A 17052-nucleotide genomic window follows, 5' to 3' on the forward strand; every position below is an offset into this window, starting at 1 on the left:
AGATAATGAATGCGCGAAGTGCGCGGGGGCTCGGCGCACCGGTCGCAGCAGAACACCGATCTGCTCATTTCAAGGAGGAACCATGACCACAGCCCGACTCACGACGCCCGCCCTGGCACTCGCCGCCGCGGGTCTGCTCACGCTCACGGCCTGCAGCGGCGGCGCCGACGAGGCCGCCCCCGCCGAGAGCGGCGAGAGCGTCACCGTCAACGCCATGACGATGGTGCTGCCGAACACCCCGAGCGCCCCCGCCGTCGAGTGGTTCTTCAGCGAGCTCGAGCAGCGCTCCGACGGGCGCATCACGGTCGACCGCACCGAGCCCGAGTCGATCTGCAAGGCCCCCGAGATCGCCGAGTGCGTGCGCGACGGCCGCGCCGACGTGGGCGTCTCGATCTCCGACTACTCGGCCTCGATGTTCCCCTCGATGTCGGTCGCGGGCATCCCCTTCATGGTGAACGACCCGCAGGCCCTCATGGAGGCCCTCTACGAGGTCAACCTCAACAACGAGTCGGCCGTCGCCCAGTGGGACGACATGGGCATCGAGTTCATGGGCGCCTGGAGCCCGGGCACCACCATCATCGGCTCGAACGGCCCCGTCGACGGCATCGCCGATCTCAACGGCCTCAAGCTGCGCGCCATCGGATCGTCGCTGCCCGCCGCCTTCGACGCCGTCGGCGCGAACGTCGTCTCGATGCCGGCCGCCGAGACCTACGAGAACATCGAGCGCGGTGTGGCCGACGCGGTGTCGTGGACGCTCGACGGCCCCGTCGACTACAAGCTCATGGAGCAGCTCGACACCTGGACCGACCCCGGCGTCGGCGCTTACACCACCTTCGCACTCTGGATGAACCAGGACTTCTACGACGGCCTGCCCGCCGACCTGCGCGCCATCGTCGACGAGGTGCGCGACGACTTCAACCGCGGCGCCGCCATCGAGCAGTTCAACTCGGTCAACGACGAGCAGTGCACCGCGCTCATCGACTTCCCCAACACGAAGAGCCTCACCGCGTGGAGCGCGGCCGCGACGGCCGAGTGGAAGGACCTCGTGCAGGATCAGCTCATCGCGGACTACGTGCAGCAGGCAGAAGCCGACGGCCTCGCCGACGCGCAGGGCTACTTCGACGCCTATGTCGAAGCGCTCGAGCAGGCGGGCGCGGGCGCGCAGGGCGACGACCCGGTGTCCACCTGCATCACCCGCTTCGAGGAGAAGTAACCGCTCCCCGATCTGCGCGGGTCCGGATCCTCACGGTCCGGACCCGCGCTCATCGCGCTCGAGAGAGAAACAGACACCATGAAGAGATTCGTGCTCGGAACGAGCTCATTCCTCGGCGTGCTGGCGACGCTCGCGACCGTCACGATGATGGTCGCCATCACCGTCGACGTGATCGCCCGCGGGGTCAGCGGCGCCTCCATCCCCGGCGTGCTCGAACTCGGGGAGACCGTGCTCGTGGCCGCCGTCTTCCTGGGGCTCGCCTACACGGGCGCCACCAACGGCCACATCGCCGTCGATCTGGTCACCGACCGGCTGCCCCGCCGCGCGAGCCGCTGGGTCGTCGCGTTCGGCTGGTCCTCCACCGCCCTCATCCTGCTCTGGCTCGCCTACGCGACCGGAGCGCGCGCGCTCGAATCGACCGAGAAGAACGAGTCGCGCATGGGCCTCGTCAACTGGCCGCTGTGGCCGGCGCGCTGGCTCATCGTCGTCGGCCTCGTCGCGATGCTGCTCGTCGCCGTCGTCAACGTCGCCCGCCTCGTGCGCGGCAAGGAGGTGCTCGGCTACCAGAGCTTCGAGACGACCGTCACCGACACCACCTCGTTGCAGGTCGCGGTGCAGGAGCGCGAGGACATCTCGTCGCTCACCGCGGCGAACGAACCCGTCATCGTCGCCGACGACGAGACGAACCGGAAGGATGCGAGCGATGCATAACGGCCCCCTCGTCATTGCGATCATCCTGCTGCTGCTCGCGCTGCTCGCCACCCGCATGCCCGCCGCGTTCGCACTCGGGCTCTCGGGCGCCGTGGGCCTGCTGCTGCTGCGCGACTTCGACTTCGCCACCAACATGCTGGGTGCGATCCCGTTCGACGACACCGCGAAGTTCACGCTCACGATCATCCCGATGTTCATCCTCATGGGCATGTTCGCCATGAAGGCGAAGATCGCCGAGCAGGTGTTCGCGGTCGCGGCGCACGCCTTCCGCAGGCTGCCCGGCGGCCTCGGCGTCGCGACGGTCATGGCGTGCGCCGGCTTCGCCGCCGTCTCGGGGTCGTCGATCGGCACCACCGCCACCATGTCGAAGCTCTCCGTGGGCGAGATGCGCAAGCACGGCTACCCCACCCCGCTCGCCACCGCGAGCGTCGCGGTCGCCGGCACCCTCGGCGTGCTGATCCCGCCGAGCATCATCCTGGTGCTCTTCTCGATCATGACGAGCGAGTCGGTGGCCAAGATGTTCGCCGCCGGCATCATTCCGGGGGTCATGTCGGCGCTCGTCTACTCCGCCTACATGATGGTCGCCGGTCGCAAGGCCCTCAAGCGTCGCGCCGACGCCGACGCATCGCTCGAGACCGCTCTCGAGGCCGCGTCGGGCAAGGACGACGCGGCGAGCGCGACGCGCGAGCGGCGGGCCGACGAGAGCGCGACCCGCTACCGCGACCTGCCGAAGCGCGGTCTCGTCTACATCGTGATCCTCTTCGGCGTGGTGCTCGGCGGCATGTACTCGGGCATCGTCACCCCCACCGAGTCGGCCGCCATCGGCGCCCTCGCGGCGATGGTGATGGTGCTCATCGAGAACATGCGCTCAGGCGCGAGGGCCACCCTGCACGCGATCGTCGACGCGCTCAAGGAGACGGCCGGCACCACCTCGATGGTCTTCGCGATCATCGTGGGCTCGGCGATCCTGTCGGTCTTCTTCGTCGCCGCCAAGGTGCCGCAGATGCTCACCGCCGGCATCGTCGACGCGGGTCTCGACCCGCACCTGACGATGGCGATCCTGCTGCTGGCGCTGCTGCCCCTCGGCATGGCGCTCGAGTCGCTGTCGATCCTGGTGATCACCGTGCCGCTGCTCGCGCCCGTCGCGGCCGAGCTCGGCTTCGACAACATCTGGCTCGGCATCCTGGTCGTGAAGCTCATCGAGATCGGCATGGTGACGCCGCCGGTCGGCATCAGCTGCTTCGTGGTCTCGGGCACGTCGGGGGTCAAGGTCACCGAGGTGTTCCGCGGCGTCCTGCCGTTCGTGCTGCTCGACCTCGCGGTCGTCGCGGTGCTGTTCGCCGTGCCCGACATCATCCTGTGGCTGCCGTCGCTCGTGGTCAACTACTAGCGGCGCCCGTCGCGGCGCCCCCGCGACTCCCGAAACGCGGAGTCCCGAACAGCGTCTTCGATCTCGAAGCAGCGGTTCGGGACTCCGCGTCTCCGCGCCCGGGCGGCGCGGCGGCGCAGTGATTCGGCAGGGCGCCGACGCGACACGGCCGGATCAGCCCACGCGGTAGACGGTGTGGCGCACCCGGTCGGCCTCGCGCACGCCATCGGCGATGAAGAGCGCCTCCTGCAGCTCGGCGAGCGAGGGTTCCGCCGTCTCGAGGCGCAGCATCACCCTGAAGTAGACGCGGGGCGGGGTGGATCCCAATCGTCCGCTCTCGCCGGACAGCACGCGCCGGATGCCGATCGCGTGCACCCCGATCAGCGCGCCGTCGGCGGTGCGGGCGTCGTAGCGCGCGTCGATCTCGACCGTCGGCGCGGCGTCGGCACCTGGACCGGGTCGGGGAGCGCGCAGCAGCTGGCGGTCGCCGCCGCCCGGCAGGATCGCGGCGCGCAGGCCGCGCACCGCCTCCCCCGCGTCGGCCCCCGGCATCCCCCGCAGCTCTCCCCCGACGATCGGGGTGAAGCGGCGCGCGCCGTCGCGGGTCGGGCCGAAGTCGAGCGGCTCCCCCAGCTCGACGACGACCTCGCACACGGGGATCAGCGACGGCGCCGATCCCGGCGCGATCCCGGCGCCGTCGTTCACGACGCCCCGGCGACGGCCGACCCGTCCGTCGCCCCACCGCCCGCGCGCGCCGTGAACGACGAGCGCGCGTTGAGCTGCTCGGGGTGGAACCCCGCCGCGATCTTGTACTCCGCGGCGATCGATTCGAGCTCCTCGCGCGGGATCACGTCGTGGACATCGACGAAGCCGTCGGGGGCGCGCTCGTAGGCGATCTGCATGACCCGCTCGGGGCCGGTCTGGCGCGTGAGCTCGAGCAGGCGGGCCGTGGCGGGGCGGCGCGCCCCCTCGTATGCGACGAGCGCCGCGTCGATCGAGGGCGCCGTCGCCAGCTCGTAGGCGAGCGTGCGCGCGTCGAGGGTGGCCTGCGAGCCGCCGTTCGAACCGTTCGGGTACATCGCGTGGGCGGCGTCGCCGAGCAGCACGACGCGCCCGAACACCCACTGCGGGATCGCGTCGCGGTCGACCATCGGGTACTCGAGCAGCTCTTCCGCGCCCGCGATCACAGCGGGGATGTCGAGCCAGTCGTAGCGCCACCCCTCGAAGATCTCGGCGATCGGGCCGCGCTCGACCTGTCGGTTCCAGTCGGCCGAGGGCGAGCCGCCGCCGCGGCGCTCGGCGATGAAGTTGAGGCGCTGGCGGCCGTCTTCGAGCGGGCCGCTCAGCGGGTAGGCGACGAACTTCTGCTCGGCGTCGCCCACCATCACCATGGTGCGACCGTCGAGCAGGGGGTCGACGAGGGCGGTACCGCGCCACAGGGTGAGACCGCTCCATACGGGTTCGCCCTCGTCCGGGTAGAAGAGCTTGCGCGCGGCGGAGTGGATGCCGTCGGCCGCGATGACGAGGTCGCCCGAGAGCTCGGTGCGGCTACCGTCGGTCAGCTCGAACACGGCGGTCGCTCCCGGCCGGCCGTCGACGCCCTCGCGCAGGTCGACGAGCCTGTGGCCGAGCCGGATCACGTCGCCGAGGCGCTCCTCGACGAGGTCGCGGAGTTCGAGCTGCAGGCGGCCGCGGTGCACGGAGAGCTGCGGCCACGCGTAGCCGGCGTCGCGGCCGCGCGACTCGCTCCAGATCGGCTGGCCGTGGCGGTTGTAGTAGCTGAGCGTGCCGGGCTCGACGCCGAGCGCGGCGATGCGGTCGGCGACGCCCAGCTCGGTGAGCTCGCGCACGGCGTGCGGCAGCAGGTTGACGCCCACCCCGAGCCCGCGGATCTCGGGGGTGCGCTCGGCGACGGTGATGTCGGTGAAGCCGGCGGCCTCCAGGCTCAGGGCGGTGATGAGGCCGCCGATTCCGGCACCTGCGATGACGATCTTCATGGGGTGTGCTTCCTTACACGGTTGCTTGCGGATGGGGTGCGGGGGCGATCCGCTCGTGCACCACGTCGCCGCCGACCACGGTGATGGCCGCAGCGACGCGGAACAGCTGATCCGGCGGGATCTCGAACGGATCCTCGGTCGAGACGACCAGGTCGGCGCGCTCGCCGACCCGCACACGGCCGGCGGAGCCGAGCACGAGCGAGGCCGAGCCGCTCGTGTAGGCGGCCAGCCCCTCGGCGAGCGTGAGGGCCTGCGATGGGTCGAGCGGCGGCAGCCCCGCGCCGGGCCCGAAGGGGTGCGCCCGGTTGACGGCGACGTGGATCGCCTGCCAGGGGTCGGCGAGCGACACCGGCCAGTCGGAGCCCATCGCGATGTCGGCGCCGCTCTCGATCAGCTCGCGGAACGGGTACGACCTCGCCGACCGCGCCTCGCCCACGACCGCGATCATCGACGGGTCGGTGGTGGCCCACAGCCCCTGGATGTTGGCGGTGACCCCGAGCGCCCCGAAGCGCCGGGAGTCGTCGGGGTCGATCATCGACAGGTGCGCGAGGTGGTGCCGGGGGCCGGGGCCGTTCGCCCGTCGCGCGGCTTCGATCGCGTCGAGGGCGATGCGCGTGCCGCGGTCGCCCATGACGTGCAGGTGCAGGGCGAAGCCGCGGGCGTCGAGCCGGATCGCGAGCTCGCGCATCGTCTCGGCGTCGATGTGCAGTTCGCCCGAGTGCGGGTGCGAGCAGTAGGGGTCGAGCAGTGCGGCGGTCTCGCCCTGGGGCACGCCGTCGACCATCGCCTTGCACGTGGCGGAGGGCAGCCCGGCGGCCTCGTTCTCGGCGCGCAGGCGTTCGAATCGCTCGACGAGCGCGGGCACGTCGGCCGCGGTCGTGCCCGGTGGGATCCACAGCGCACCCGAGACGCGGCTGCGCAGCGTTCCGTCGGCGGTCGCGGCGAGGTAGGCGGGGGTGCAGTCGGCTTTGCCGTTGAACTCGCCGAGGATCGCCTCGTGCCAGCCGGTGACGCCGAGCGACCACAGGTAGGCCTGGGCTTCGAGCAGGCCGGCCGTCATCTCCGCGACGGTCGCGGCGGGGATGGACGGGGCGAGCAGTTCGACGCCGCCCTCGTTGAGGTAGCCGGTCGGCTCGCCCTGCTCGTCGTGGTAGACGTGCCCGTTGGCGGGCTGAGGAGTGTCGCGGTCGATGCCGGCGATCTCGAGGGCCCGGGTGTTGGCCCAGAGCGTGTGGTGGCCGGCATCGCTCAGGGCGACCGGCCGGTCGGGGGCGATCGCGTCGAGCATCTGGCGGGTGGGGTGCGGCAGGAGTTCGTGCGACCACCCGCCGCCGACCAGCCAGGCATCGGGGGTTGCGGCCTCGTCGAGCCGAGCCGCCGCGCGGGCGATCAGGTCGAGCGTCTGCTCGACGGTGGTCGCGGGGGTCAGGTCGAGGCTGAGGCGCTCGACGCCGGCGAAGACGGCGTGGGCGTGCGCGTCGACGAAGCCGGGCAGGATCGCGCCGCCGCCGGCGTCGACCACGCGCGTGTCGGGGCCGCGGTGCGCGAGCACGGAGGCGTCGTCGCCGACCGCGAGGATGCGGTCTTTGCGCACGGCGACGGCGGTGTGCACGGTGCGCACGCGGCCGTCGAACACGCGGCCGGAGACGATGCAGAGGTCTGCTGGTGCTGACATGGGTGCTTCTTTCTGGGTGGGTGCTTCTGGGTGCTCGGGACGGGATCGCGGGCGCCCGGGGGCGGCGGTTACACCAGCCGGAACACGCGGATCACGACGCGGCCGGGCTCGGGGCGCGCGTAGCCGACGAACTGCGATTCGGCGAGCCACTGCAGTTGGGGGTGCTCGGTCTGGAACACGAAGGCGGTGCGGTAGTAGAGCTCGCGCTCGCCCACCGGTTCCCCCGCGAGCATGCGCTCGAAGCTCTCGGGCTCGGTGCGCCAGGTGCCGCGGTTCACGACGTCGATCGCTGCGCGCCCGGCACCGCCCGGCAGCTCGGCCTCGATCACGTAGCGCGCGTCGAGCCGCACGGTGAGGCCGCGGCCGTGCCACCAGTCGCCACCGCCGGGCAGGATGCGCCCGCGCAGGCGGGGGCCCTCGAACGCACCGCCGTTGATGCCCGCGAAGTGCAGGCCCTCGCCCTCGTCCGATCCGCCGACGGGAATGGCGTCGGCCACGTCGACGCGCAGCTCGAAGCAGAACTCGAACGCGGGCTCGATGAGTTCGGGTGCGGGGGTCATGCGAGGTCCTCCATGTCGGGGATGGGCTGGGCGGCGGTGACGACGGGGATCGCCGAGGTGCGGCCGAGCCGTCGCCGGCGCGGTTTCCACCCCTCGCGCGGGATGGAGTCGAGCAGCAGCCGGGTGTACTCGGCTCGGGGCGAGTCGAGGATCTCGTCGGCGGTGCCGTACTCCTCGATCGCGCCCGCCCGCATCACGGCGACGCGGTCGCAGAGGCGACGGATCACGGTGAGGTCGTGGGTGATCATGAGCAGCGCCACCCCGGTATCGCGTCGGATGGCGTCGAGCAGCGAGAGGATCTCGACCTGGGTGGTGACGTCGAGCGCGGAGACTGCTTCGTCGAGCACGAGGATGCGCGGGTCGGCGGCGAGCGCCCGCGCGATCGCGACCCGCTGCCGCTGCCCGCCCGAGAGGGAGCGCGGCCGGGCGTCGAGCAGGGTCCCGTCGAGACGCACCTGCCGCATCAGCTCTGAGGTGCGGGCTTCGACGGCCGCGCGGGGGTCGCGCGGCCGGTGCACGCGGATCGCCTCGGCGAGGCACTCGCGCACGGTCTGCCGGCGGTCGAGCGACTGGTAGGGGTCTTGGAACACCATCTGCACGGTCTTCGCGCGGGCGCGGCGGGCGGCGGTGCCGCGCGCCGGGGAGCTCCAGTCGTCGCCGGCCACGGTCACGGTGCCGGCGTCGGCGCGTTCGAGGCCGCAGATGATGCGGGCCGTGGTCGATTTGCCGGATCCCGACTCGCCCACGATGCCGAGGGAGCCGCCGGGTGCGAGCTCGAGGGAGACGTCGTCGACCGCGACGAAGGTCTCGCGGCCGCCGCCCTTCGCGCTGCGCACCCGGAACGTCTTGCGCAGGCCGGCGACGGCGAGGATCGGCGCGGCCTGCGCCGGATCGGGGCCGCGGCGCCCGCCCGTCGATACTTCGGACGACGCCGGTGCTTCGGGTGAGAACCCGGCCTCCGCTCCGAGACATCGGTGCGATCCGAAATTCGGACGGGCGAATCCGGATCCCCCGTCGCCCTCGGGCAGCGCCGCCGACATGAGCACGCGCGTGTACTCCTCGCGCGCGTCGCGGCGCATCGTGGCCGAGCGCAGCGTCTCGATCGTGCGCCCCTGCCGCATCACGGCGACGCGGTCGGTGACGGCGCCCGCGAGCGCGAGGTCGTGGGTGATGAACAGCATCGACAGCTCGCGGTGCTTCCGCAGCTCGCCGATCACGGCCATCACCTCCTCCTGCGTGGTGACGTCGAGGGCGGTGGTGATCTCGTCGGCGAGCAGGATCTCTGGATCCATCGCGAGGGTCGCGGCGATCATCACGCGCTGCAGCAGACCACCCGACAGCTCGGCCGGGAACTGCCGCAGGCGGCGCGCGGGATCGGTGATCCCGACCTCGTCGAGCAGTTCGACGGCTCGCGCACTGGCCGTCTCTGGCTTCGCGCCGGCCACCGTCACGAGCGCCTCGGTCATGAAGTCGCCGATCGAGCGCAGCGGGTTGAGGTGCGCGCGAGGGGTCTGGAAGACCATGCCGACGCGGCGGGCCCGCAGCTCGCGCAGCTCGCGCGCGCCCAGCTCGGAGATGTCGCGGCCGAGGATGCGGATCGACCCGCCGGTCTCGAAGTGCGCGGGCAGCAGGCCCGCGACGGCGCGCACCGAGAGCGTCTTGCCCGATCCCGACTCGCCCACGAGGCCCACGGCCTCGCCGGCGCCGACCCGCAGCGAGCAGTCGTGCACGAGCGTGCGGCCGGGCATCGAGATCGACAGCCCGTCGAGCTCGAGCACGGGCTCGGCGGCGGTTGCCGCGGCGGCCTCGGAGATCGCGTCCGCGGCGTTCTCGGGAGTGCTCATCGTTCCTTCTCCTCTGCCCAGGTGGTGACGCGGGCCCCGATGATGCTCACCGACAGCACGGTCAGCACCACGAAGATCGCGGGGAACAGCGACTGCTCGGGGGCGCCCGCGAGGATGCCGGACTGGCCGCTCGCGATCATGGCGCCCCAGTCGGCGGCGGGCGGCTGCTCGCCCAGGCCGAGGAACGAGATCGCGGCCAGGTCGAGCATGGCGTAGCCGAAGCCCACGGCCATCTGCGCGGCGACCACGGGCACGAGCGCGGGCACGAGGTGCTTGAAGCAGATCGCGAGGCTCGACACGCCCTGCACGCGCAGCGCCGCGATGTACGGCTTGCCGAGTTCGCGCGACGCCGCCGTCTGCGTGAGCCGGGCGACGACGGGGATGTACGCGATCGAGAGCGCGATCACCGGGGCCACGAGCCCCTTGCCGAACATCGCGACCGCCAGCACGGCGAGCACGAGGCCGGGGATCGCGAAGATCACGTCGACGACGCGGGCGATCGTGCCGCGCAGGGCGCCCCCGAACCAGGCGCCGAGCACCGCGAGCGAGGCGCCCGCGACGGTCGAGAGGATCACCACGAAGATGGGGGCCACGACGCTCGTGCGGGCGCCGACGAGCACGCGCGACAGGATGTCGCGGCCCACGTCGTCGGTGCCGAACGGGTGCGCGGCCGAGACGACGCCGTTCACGTCGCCCGCGTAGAGCTCGGTGTGGTCGTAGGGCGCGATCCACGGCCCGAGGACGGCGGCGAGCGCGATGAGGCCGAACACGGCGAGGGCCGTGACGAACATCCAGTCCTTCTGGGCGGCGCGGATCGCCGCCCTCGGCGCGCGGCCGGATGCGAGCTGGGCGACGCTCATGCCTGCCTCCCTGCGGTGACGGTGTCGGGATCGATGAGGGCGCTCAGCAGGTCTGCGACCGCGTTCAGCACCACGAAGATGGCGACGAGCAGCAGCGACACGAGCTGCACGACGGGCAGATCCTTGCGGGCCGCGGCCTCGGTGAGCAGCGAGCCGATGCCGCCGAGCCCGAACGCCTGCTCGGCGATGGCCGACGCGGCGAAGAGGCCCGCGATGGTCGTGCCCGAGATCGCGAGGATTTGAGGCGACGCGTTGCGGAACACGTGCACGCGGAAGATGCGGCCGCGAGGGATGCCGCGCACCTTCGCCGTCTCGACGTGCTCGGAGTGCAGCTGGGCCACGAGCGAGGAGCGGGTGACGCGGCTGATGTACGCGATGAACATGACGGAGAGCGACACCGCGGGCAGGATCAGGTGCCAGAGACGGTCCCACCCGCCGGATCCCTCGCCGAAGACGGGGAACCAGCCGAGGCTCTTCGCGAAGATCCAGATCAGCAGGATCGCGACGACGAAGGTGGGCAGCGCCATGCCGAGCGCGGTGGCGACGGCCACGGCGCGATCCACCGCGGGGCCGCGGGTGGCGGCGAGGATGCCCGATCCGACGCCGAAGACGAGGATGATCACGACCGTCAGCAGCACCAGCTGGAAGGTGACGCCGAAGCGCGGCGCGACGAGGTCGAGCACGTCGGTCTTGTAGACGAAGGACCGGCCGAAGTCGCCCGTGAAGACGCCGCCCAGCCACTGCAGGTAGCGCGACCAGATCGGGTCGTCGAGGTGGTGCTCGGCGCGTATCTGCGCGATGAGCTCGGGCGTCGGCTTCGCCCCGCCCGCGAGTGCCGCGATGGGGTCGCCAGGTGTGAGCAGCAGGGCGGAGAAGATCACGACGCTCGACAGGAAGAGGGTCAGCAGCAGGCCGCCCAGTCTTCCGATCAGCGTGCGCAGCACGAGTCCGTTCACCGTGTGTGTTCCTTACCTTGTAGGTCTGTTCTTGGGGCCGGTGCCGGTCTCCGGGCCAGTCGAGGGAGCGCACCCCCGCGACGGGCCCGGAGCGGGGCCTACTTGCCGCCGAGGTGCAGCGCCCAGGGGCTGCTGTAGATGGCGATCGAGGTGGTGGCGCCGGTCAGCTCGTCCGAGAGGTACGTGAGCTGGTAGGCGCCGGCGAGGGTGACCTGCAGCTGGTCGGGGGCGAAGACGCGCTGCGCGGCGACGAACTCCTCGGCCGCCGTCTCGGGGTCGGTGGCGGTGCGGGCCGCTTCCATGCGGGCGGTGACCTCGTCGTTCGAGTAGGCGCTCCAGTTGAAGACGCCGCCGCGATCCTCGGGCAGCATGAACAGCGAGGGGTAGCCGATCACGCCCGGGGTCTCGAGGTAGCCCTGCGTGGCGACGAAGTCGATGCCGTCGCGGGCGCCCGGGTCGTAGAACATGGCGCCGAAGTCGGCGGGCTGCATCTCGTCGATCTCGATGTCGAGCCCGATGCTCTTGCCCGCGCTCTGGATGATCGCGGCGGTCTGCTGGAACTCCTTGGCGCCCGCGGGGATCGCGACCACGAGGGGTCGGCTCACGTCTTCGCCGCTCTGCTCGATGAGCTGCTCGGCCCGCTCGAGGTCGACCTCGGGGGCGTCGAGTTCGTCGTAGGCCGCCTGGTAGACGCTGCTCGCCTCGGATTCGCCGAAGGTGAAGGGCGGCACGATGGTCTTCTGCACCTCGCCGAGCCCGTTCAGCACGGTGTCGATGTACTTCTCGCGGTCGATGGCGAGGCTGAGCGCCTGGCGGATCGCGGGGTTGGCGGCGGGGCCCTCTGCGGTCGCGGGGCCGAAGCTGAACGACGCGGTGGAGGGGCCGAGGATCAGGCTGCCGGCGCCCTCGCCCTCGAAGGTGCTGCGCGATCCGGGCGGCACGTTGTAGGCGCCGTCGATCTCGCCCTGGGCGAGCGCGGTCGAGAGGGTCGACCCGTCGGTGACGAAGACGTACTTGAGCGTCTGCACGAGCGGGGCGCCGCCCCAGTAGTGCTCGTTCGCGGTGGTGACGATCTCGCTGCCCGGCTTCCAGCCGCCCTGCTCGAGCTGGTAGGGGCCGGTGCACATGAGGCCGCCCTCGGAGGTGCCGAGGGCGGGGCCGGCCTGCTCGCCGTAGGCCCGGCTCATCACGGCGCCGGCGCCGCCCGCGATGGCGTCGCGGAAGGCGGAGTCGGGGGCGTTGAAGCGCACGGTGACCTCGAGGTCGCCGGTCTGCTCGATGCTCGAGATGAGCACGAAGGCGGCGTACCACTGGGAGGAGGGGTTCTGGCCGCGCTGCAGGCTGTAGACGACGTCGTCGGCCGTGAGCGGGGTGCCGTCCCAGAAGGTGACGTCGTCGCGCAGCTTGATGACGAACGTGACGGGATCGGCCCAGTCCGCGCTCTCCGCGACGCCGGGAGCGATCGAGAAGTCGGGCTGCAGCTGCAGCAGGTTCTCGCAGAGGTTGGGGATGATCACGGTCGCCGAGGAACCGGGATCGAGCGTCGCGGGCTCCCCCTCGACGACCGACCACACGACCTCGTCGACCGGGTTCTCGCCGGCGGGCAGCGCGGTGACGAGTTGCGTCTCGTCGATCGCCTCGCGATTGTCGGCGGTGCCGCCCTCGCGGGGTGCACAGGCGGTGACGGCGAAGAGCGCCGCTGTTCCGAGCGCCAGTCCTACGACCAGTCCGCTTCGTTTCATGGTTCCGTCCTTTCGGAATCGCTTCGGGGTGGATCGTCGGTGATCCGTCCCCTCGTCATCATAATATAACGCTGTTGTATATCAATGTTGCATTTTGGTTTCGCTGCTCGCTAGGCTCGCGATATGCCCAAGGACATCGACCGCGAAGCACGCCTGCAGGCCATCGCCGAGGCCACGATCCGCGTTGCGCGCAGCGCCGGCGCGAACGCCGTCACCATTCGGGCGGTCGCCCGCGAGCTCGGCGGGTCCACCACCCTCGTCACGAACTACCTGCCCTCGCGGGCAGAGCTCATCCTCAACGTGCTCGACCGCGCGAGCGCGCGCTGGCGCGCCGAGTACGAGGGCGCCGCCGACGGCCTCTCGCCGGTCGAGCGCTTCGAGGCGCTCGTCTCGTGGGAGCCCGAGCCCGACGAGGTCGAGCCCGTGCTGCGCGCCCTGATCCTCGAGATCGTGGCCAATGCCGAGACCGAACCCGCCCTGCGCGACGCCCTGCGCCGAGAATCTGAGGCGTACCGCACCGTGCTGCACCGCGCTGCCCGCGAGGCCGGCTACGCCGACCCCGCACTCGCGACCGAGCTGGGCTACCTGCTGCTGCGCGGCTCCTACTTCGCGAACGCCGAGGATCCCGCCTACTGGCACGCGGCGCGCACCCGGGAGATCACGCTCTCGGCGCTGCGCGCCCTGCCGCGCGGACGCTGAGCCGGCGCCCATCCCCGCGCCGCCCCGGGCTCCGATCCCGATCCCGATCCCGATCCCGCGCATCATCGCACCGCGAAGACCCTGATGCACACCTGCGGCTCGCCGGCCCCGCCCTCGCCGTCGCGGGCGAGGCCGATGAACTGGTGCTCGGCGAGCCAGCGATGCGCGGGGGCGTCGGTCTGGAATACCGGAGCCGTGCGGAAGTACAGGCCCGGGTCACTCTCGAGCACCGCCTCGCCGCGCTCCATGCGCGCCATCACCTCGTCGGTGGCGCGGAAGTAGCCGCGGTTGAGCACGTCGATCACGGCGCCGTCGTCGGCGCGGATGAGGTAGCGGGCCTCGAGCTGCGCGGTTCCCGAGCGCTCGACCGCCCAGTCGCCGCCGCCCGCGAGCACCTCTCCGTTCAAGCGGGGCCCGGTCACGCTGCCGCCCGAGATCGGAGTGAAGGTGAGCAGTTCGTCGGCCCCGCGGCCGATGCGCAGATCGGGATCGACCGTCGCGCGGATCTCGAAGACGTACTCGAGGGTCGGCGCCGGCAGTTCACCGGGGGCGCGGGCGGCTGCGGGCGCCGTTGCGGTTGCGGCGGTCATGCGAGTGCTCCTTCCAGCACGGGGATGTCGATGGCGAGGGCGTCGGCCCCGCCGATCACGATGGTCTGCGTGTTGGTGCGCATCCGCTCCCCCTCGGTCCAGGGGTCCGCACCCGTGCCGGGTTGCGGCAGGAACTCCGGGTAGTCGCTGCTCGACACGTGCACCCGCAGTTGGTGACCGGCGCGCAGCCGATAGCCCACGTGGCCGAGGTCGATGGCGAGCGTCTCGGCACGCGTCGCGTCGCGCAGCTGCAGCTGACCGCGCGCGATCCTGAGCGCCGTGCCGTCGGGCGCCACGTCGAGCAGCCGCACGAAGCAGTCGGCGACGGGGCCGCTCGAGCGCAGCCGCACGCGCGCCTCGACCGGGCCCGCCAGATCGACGTCGCAGGGCTGCACCGGCGCCTCGAAGACGAGCACGTCGCCGCGGGCGCCGATGGGCGCCTCGTCGGGCAGGTGCAGCAGATACGAGAACGCGTCGGGCACGCTCGAGGGCACCGGGTCGGCGGGGTCGTGCCGCCAGCTCGCCTCGCCCGCCTCCGCCGGACGCTCGGCGGCGAGACCGCCCCGCGGCGTCGCGAAGCGCGTCTCGACGCGCACCCCGGCGGGCGGCCAGGCGTCGGCGATCCGCATCTCCCCCGCGTCCCCCTCGTCGCTGGCCGCCAGGTTCCAGCTCACCCGCGGCACATCGGCCGGCGAACCGTTGCCGCGCACGAACACCTCGAAGAAGGCGAGCGCCGGATCGAGCGTGCGGGGCAGCAGCGCACGGATCTGCGCCTCGCTGCGCTGCTCGACCCGGTCGGCGGCGCGCTCGACCAGGCGGAAGCTCTCATGGTCGATCGGCTCGATGCGCAGGTAGTGGAGAGCATCCCAGTTCGGGTGCTCGCGGATCGCGTCGACGTCGGCCCACGAGAGCGGCGCGCAGTTGTCCCACCAGCCGATCGTGTGCAGCGCCGGAACGGAACGGCCCGCGAACGGGTCGCCCTGCGGGAAGCGCGGCAGGGTCACCGGGTGCGGCGCCCACTGATCGTAGGAGCGGGATCGCGAGCCGGCGTGCGCCATGAACGCCTCGGCCTGCGCCGCGAAGTCCCTGCGCGACCAGTCGGGCTCCCACAGCCAGGTGTCGGGCCCGTGGAAGTGGGTGAGCGGGTAGAGGTTGGTGATCGCCCACTCGACGGGACGCGTGCGATCGCCCGGGCGCCGGTGCACGGGCTCGCCCAGCTGCGTGCCGGTCACCCGGGGGGCGATCGCCCTGAGCGCGGGATGGCCGCTCGCGGCCGCCGCCCACTGCGTGTAGCCGTAGTAGCTGTCGCCCCACATCGCGACGCGGCCGTTCGACCAGGGCTGCTGTACGATCCAGTCGAGGGTGTCGGAGCCGTCGCGCACCTCGTTCACGAAGAGCAGCGCCTCCCCCTCCGAGCGGAACTTGCCGCGCACGTCCTGCGCCACCACCCGGTAGCCGTGCCGCGTGAAGTACTCGGCGATCAGCGGGATGAAGGTGTACTCGCCGCTCTTGTCGTAGGGCAGGCGGATCAGGATCGTGTCGCCGGGGGTCTCGTCGAGTGCACCCGTCTGCGCGAGGTTCGCCTGCTCGGCGCCCGCGTCCGGCGCCGGCCGCTCCGCTCCCTCCGGCCGATCCGCGTCCGTCGATCGCGAGCCCCCTGCCCGCGGCAGGTAGACGTCGGTCGCCAGGCGCACCCCGTCGCGCATGCGCACCCGCTCCTCGCGGGCGAGCTCGCTCACGGGCGCGGGGCCGAGGCGGTGGTACTGCGTCGTCATATCACTCCTTCGGGATGGGGCTCCGGGTCTCGCCGCCGCGAGGGCGCCGGTCTCGCGAGAGCGTGCCCTTCTCGCGAACGGGTGCCTGCTCTCGCGCCCGGGATGCCTCCCCTCGCGACCACGGCACCCCTCGTCACGAGAGCATCCTCACGGCGAGACCGCCCTCCGGACCAGCCGGGTGAGAACCAAGGTAGGGGCGCTTCCGTAATTAGTCAAGTCCGACTAGACAATTTTTGTTCGCGGCGAGATCCCGCTATTCTTCGGGGAGGCACCGCGGGCTTCGCGGCGCCCGCACCCATCCCGGAAGGAGCGCGCATGGCACGCCCATCGGTCGCCGACGAGCGCCGCGAGCAGATCATCGAGGCGACCCTGCGCACCATCTCCGAGCACGGCATCAGCGGCACCACACTCCACCGCATCGCCGACGCGGCGGGCATGTCGCGCGGGCACGTGCGCCACTTCGTCGGCAACCGGGATCGCCTGCTGCTCGACACCGCGCGCGCCTTCTACGCCGACGAGAACGGGCGGCCCGCGATCCTGCCCGCCGCCGTCGACGGCCTCGACGGCGCGCTCGACTACCTCTTCGGCACCGAGTTCGCGGCGTCCAGCTCGGAGAACGCGATCGTGCTCGCCTTCGTGGAGCTCGCGCGCTCCACCCCCGAGATCGCCGAGGTGCTCGCCGCCGCCTACTCGTCGACGCGCGAGCGACTCGCCGCCTACATCGCCGAAGCGAAGCACGGCGCGCCGGAGGCGGCCCGCGACGCCGCCGCGCAGGGTGTGCTCTCCGCCGCCCTCGGCAACGTGTTCATCGGCGACTTCGACCGCGACGAGGGCCGCACGGCCCGCGCGCGCGCCGCGGTCGACGCGCTGCTCGCGGCACTCTAGCGACCCGACCCGATCCGCGGCCCCGGCCGAGCCCCACCCGCCGCGCTCCAGCGACCCAACCCGATCCGCAGCACCGAAAGGCGGGTTTCGCATGCCTTCCCGGGCCGGCGCATGCGTTTTCCGCCTCTCGACGAGGTCGAGCCGTCGCGGGAGGTCCCCGCTCTCGCCGCCGGCTG

General features: G+C 72.0%; 15 protein-coding genes. 5 read left to right on the plus strand and 10 right to left on the minus strand.

The annotated features are described in order from the left end of the window. Positions 1-82: 82 nt before the first annotated feature. The 3 genes from dctP to H490_RS20325 all read left to right on the plus strand — a co-directional run bounded on the left by dctP (position 83) and on the right by H490_RS20325 (position 3314). Positions 83-1213, plus strand: a complete 1131-nt coding sequence (gene dctP, locus H490_RS20315; RefSeq protein ID WP_017883263.1) for a TRAP transporter substrate-binding protein DctP — start codon at positions 83-85, stop codon at positions 1211-1213. 78 nt (positions 1214-1291) lie between these two features. Next, positions 1292-1924, plus strand: coding sequence for a TRAP transporter small permease (locus tag H490_RS20320; protein ID WP_017883264.1), 633 nt, complete (start codon positions 1292-1294; stop codon positions 1922-1924). After that, positions 1917-3314, plus strand: coding sequence for a TRAP transporter large permease (locus tag H490_RS20325; protein WP_017883265.1), 1398 nt, complete (start codon positions 1917-1919; stop codon positions 3312-3314). Before H490_RS20320 ends, H490_RS20325 begins: the two co-directional genes overlap by 8 nt. 153 nt (positions 3315-3467) lie before the next feature. Here the strand turns inward: H490_RS20325 and H490_RS32280 are convergent, their stop codons facing one another. The 8 genes from H490_RS32280 to H490_RS20365 form a co-directional block, all read right to left on the minus strand. After that, positions 3468-3998: a DUF3237 domain-containing protein gene (locus tag H490_RS32280; RefSeq protein ID WP_017883266.1), complete on the minus strand. Its 531-nt coding sequence runs from the start codon at positions 3996-3998 to the stop codon at positions 3468-3470. Then, positions 3995-5290, minus strand: coding sequence for a flavin-dependent oxidoreductase (locus H490_RS20335; protein WP_017883267.1), 1296 nt, complete (start codon positions 5288-5290; stop codon positions 3995-3997). Before H490_RS20335 ends, H490_RS32280 begins: the two co-directional genes overlap by 4 nt. A gap of 13 nt (positions 5291-5303) precedes the next feature. Then, positions 5304-6965, minus strand: coding sequence for an amidohydrolase (locus H490_RS20340; protein WP_017883268.1), 1662 nt, complete (start codon positions 6963-6965; stop codon positions 5304-5306). Positions 6966-7033: 68 nt separating this feature from the next. After that, a complete protein-coding gene (locus H490_RS20345) occupies positions 7034-7525 on the minus strand; it encodes a DUF3237 domain-containing protein (RefSeq protein WP_017883269.1) in 492 nt (163 codons plus the stop codon). Continuing rightward, positions 7522-9369, minus strand: a complete 1848-nt coding sequence (locus tag H490_RS20350; RefSeq protein ID WP_017883270.1) for an ABC transporter ATP-binding protein — start codon at positions 9367-9369, stop codon at positions 7522-7524. The genes H490_RS20345 and H490_RS20350 overlap by 4 nt, the downstream gene beginning before the upstream one ends. Continuing rightward, positions 9366-10229: an ABC transporter permease gene (locus tag H490_RS20355; RefSeq protein WP_017883271.1), complete on the minus strand. Its 864-nt coding sequence runs from the start codon at positions 10227-10229 to the stop codon at positions 9366-9368. The genes H490_RS20350 and H490_RS20355 overlap by 4 nt, the downstream gene beginning before the upstream one ends. Beyond that, the gene (locus tag H490_RS20360; RefSeq protein WP_017883272.1) at positions 10226-11185 is read right to left on the minus strand and encodes an ABC transporter permease; all 960 of its coding nucleotides are present in this window, start codon (positions 11183-11185) and stop codon (positions 10226-10228) included. Before H490_RS20360 ends, H490_RS20355 begins: the two co-directional genes overlap by 4 nt. A gap of 98 nt (positions 11186-11283) precedes the next feature. Beyond that, the gene (locus H490_RS20365; RefSeq protein WP_017883273.1) at positions 11284-12927 is read right to left on the minus strand and encodes an ABC transporter substrate-binding protein; all 1644 of its coding nucleotides are present in this window, start codon (positions 12925-12927) and stop codon (positions 11284-11286) included. Between the two features lie 123 nt (positions 12928-13050). On the opposite strand from H490_RS20365, the gene H490_RS20370 reads away from it, so the two are divergent. Beyond that, entirely contained in the window at positions 13051-13626 is a 576-nt protein-coding gene (locus H490_RS20370) for a TetR/AcrR family transcriptional regulator (RefSeq protein ID WP_017883274.1), read from the plus strand. Between the two features lie 62 nt (positions 13627-13688). Here H490_RS20370 and H490_RS20375 read toward each other — a convergent pair whose 3' ends face one another. Beyond that, positions 13689-14216, minus strand: a complete 528-nt coding sequence (locus H490_RS20375) for a DUF3237 domain-containing protein (protein ID WP_017883275.1) — start codon at positions 14214-14216, stop codon at positions 13689-13691. Beyond that, positions 14213-15991: a CocE/NonD family hydrolase gene (locus H490_RS20380; RefSeq protein WP_017883276.1), complete on the minus strand. Its 1779-nt coding sequence runs from the start codon at positions 15989-15991 to the stop codon at positions 14213-14215. The genes H490_RS20375 and H490_RS20380 overlap by 4 nt, the downstream gene beginning before the upstream one ends. A gap of 315 nt (positions 15992-16306) precedes the next feature. Between H490_RS20380 and H490_RS20385 the strand changes: the two genes are divergently transcribed. Further along, positions 16307-16876, plus strand: a complete 570-nt coding sequence (locus H490_RS20385; RefSeq protein WP_017883277.1) for a TetR/AcrR family transcriptional regulator — start codon at positions 16307-16309, stop codon at positions 16874-16876. Positions 16877-17052 lie beyond the last annotated feature (176 nt).

It is taken from the genome of Leucobacter sp. UCD-THU, from assembly GCF_000349545.1.
GTDB classification, from domain to species: Bacteria; Actinomycetota; Actinomycetes; order Actinomycetales; family Microbacteriaceae; genus Leucobacter; species Leucobacter muris.

Bases quoted from the DNA above. Each gene is read 5' to 3' on its own strand.
- H490_RS20340 (WP_017883268.1), bottom strand. From the start codon at position 6,965: ATGTCAGCACCAGCAGACCTCTGCATCGTCTCCGGCCGCGTGTTCGAC.
- H490_RS20325 (WP_017883265.1), top strand. From the start codon at position 1,917: ATGCATAACGGCCCCCTCGTCATTGCGATCATCCTGCTGCTGCTCGCG.
- dctP (WP_017883263.1), top strand. From the start codon at position 83: ATGACCACAGCCCGACTCACGACGCCCGCCCTGGCACTCGCCGCCGCG.
- H490_RS20365 (WP_017883273.1), bottom strand. From the start codon at position 12,927: ATGAAACGAAGCGGACTGGTCGTAGGACTGGCGCTCGGAACAGCGGCG.
- H490_RS20355 (WP_017883271.1), bottom strand. From the start codon at position 10,229: ATGAGCGTCGCCCAGCTCGCATCCGGCCGCGCGCCGAGGGCGGCGATC.
- H490_RS20385 (WP_017883277.1), top strand. From the start codon at position 16,307: ATGGCACGCCCATCGGTCGCCGACGAGCGCCGCGAGCAGATCATCGAG.
- H490_RS20335 (WP_017883267.1), bottom strand. From the start codon at position 5,290: ATGAAGATCGTCATCGCAGGTGCCGGAATCGGCGGCCTCATCACCGCC.
- H490_RS20375 (WP_017883275.1), bottom strand. From the start codon at position 14,216: ATGACCGCCGCAACCGCAACGGCGCCCGCAGCCGCCCGCGCCCCCGGT.
- H490_RS20380 (WP_017883276.1), bottom strand. From the start codon at position 15,991: ATGACGACGCAGTACCACCGCCTCGGCCCCGCGCCCGTGAGCGAGCTC.
- H490_RS20350 (WP_017883270.1), bottom strand. From the start codon at position 9,369: ATGAGCACTCCCGAGAACGCCGCGGACGCGATCTCCGAGGCCGCCGCG.
- H490_RS20370 (WP_017883274.1), top strand. From the start codon at position 13,051: ATGCCCAAGGACATCGACCGCGAAGCACGCCTGCAGGCCATCGCCGAG.
- H490_RS20320 (WP_017883264.1), top strand. From the start codon at position 1,292: ATGAAGAGATTCGTGCTCGGAACGAGCTCATTCCTCGGCGTGCTGGCG.
- H490_RS20345 (WP_017883269.1), bottom strand. From the start codon at position 7,525: ATGACCCCCGCACCCGAACTCATCGAGCCCGCGTTCGAGTTCTGCTTC.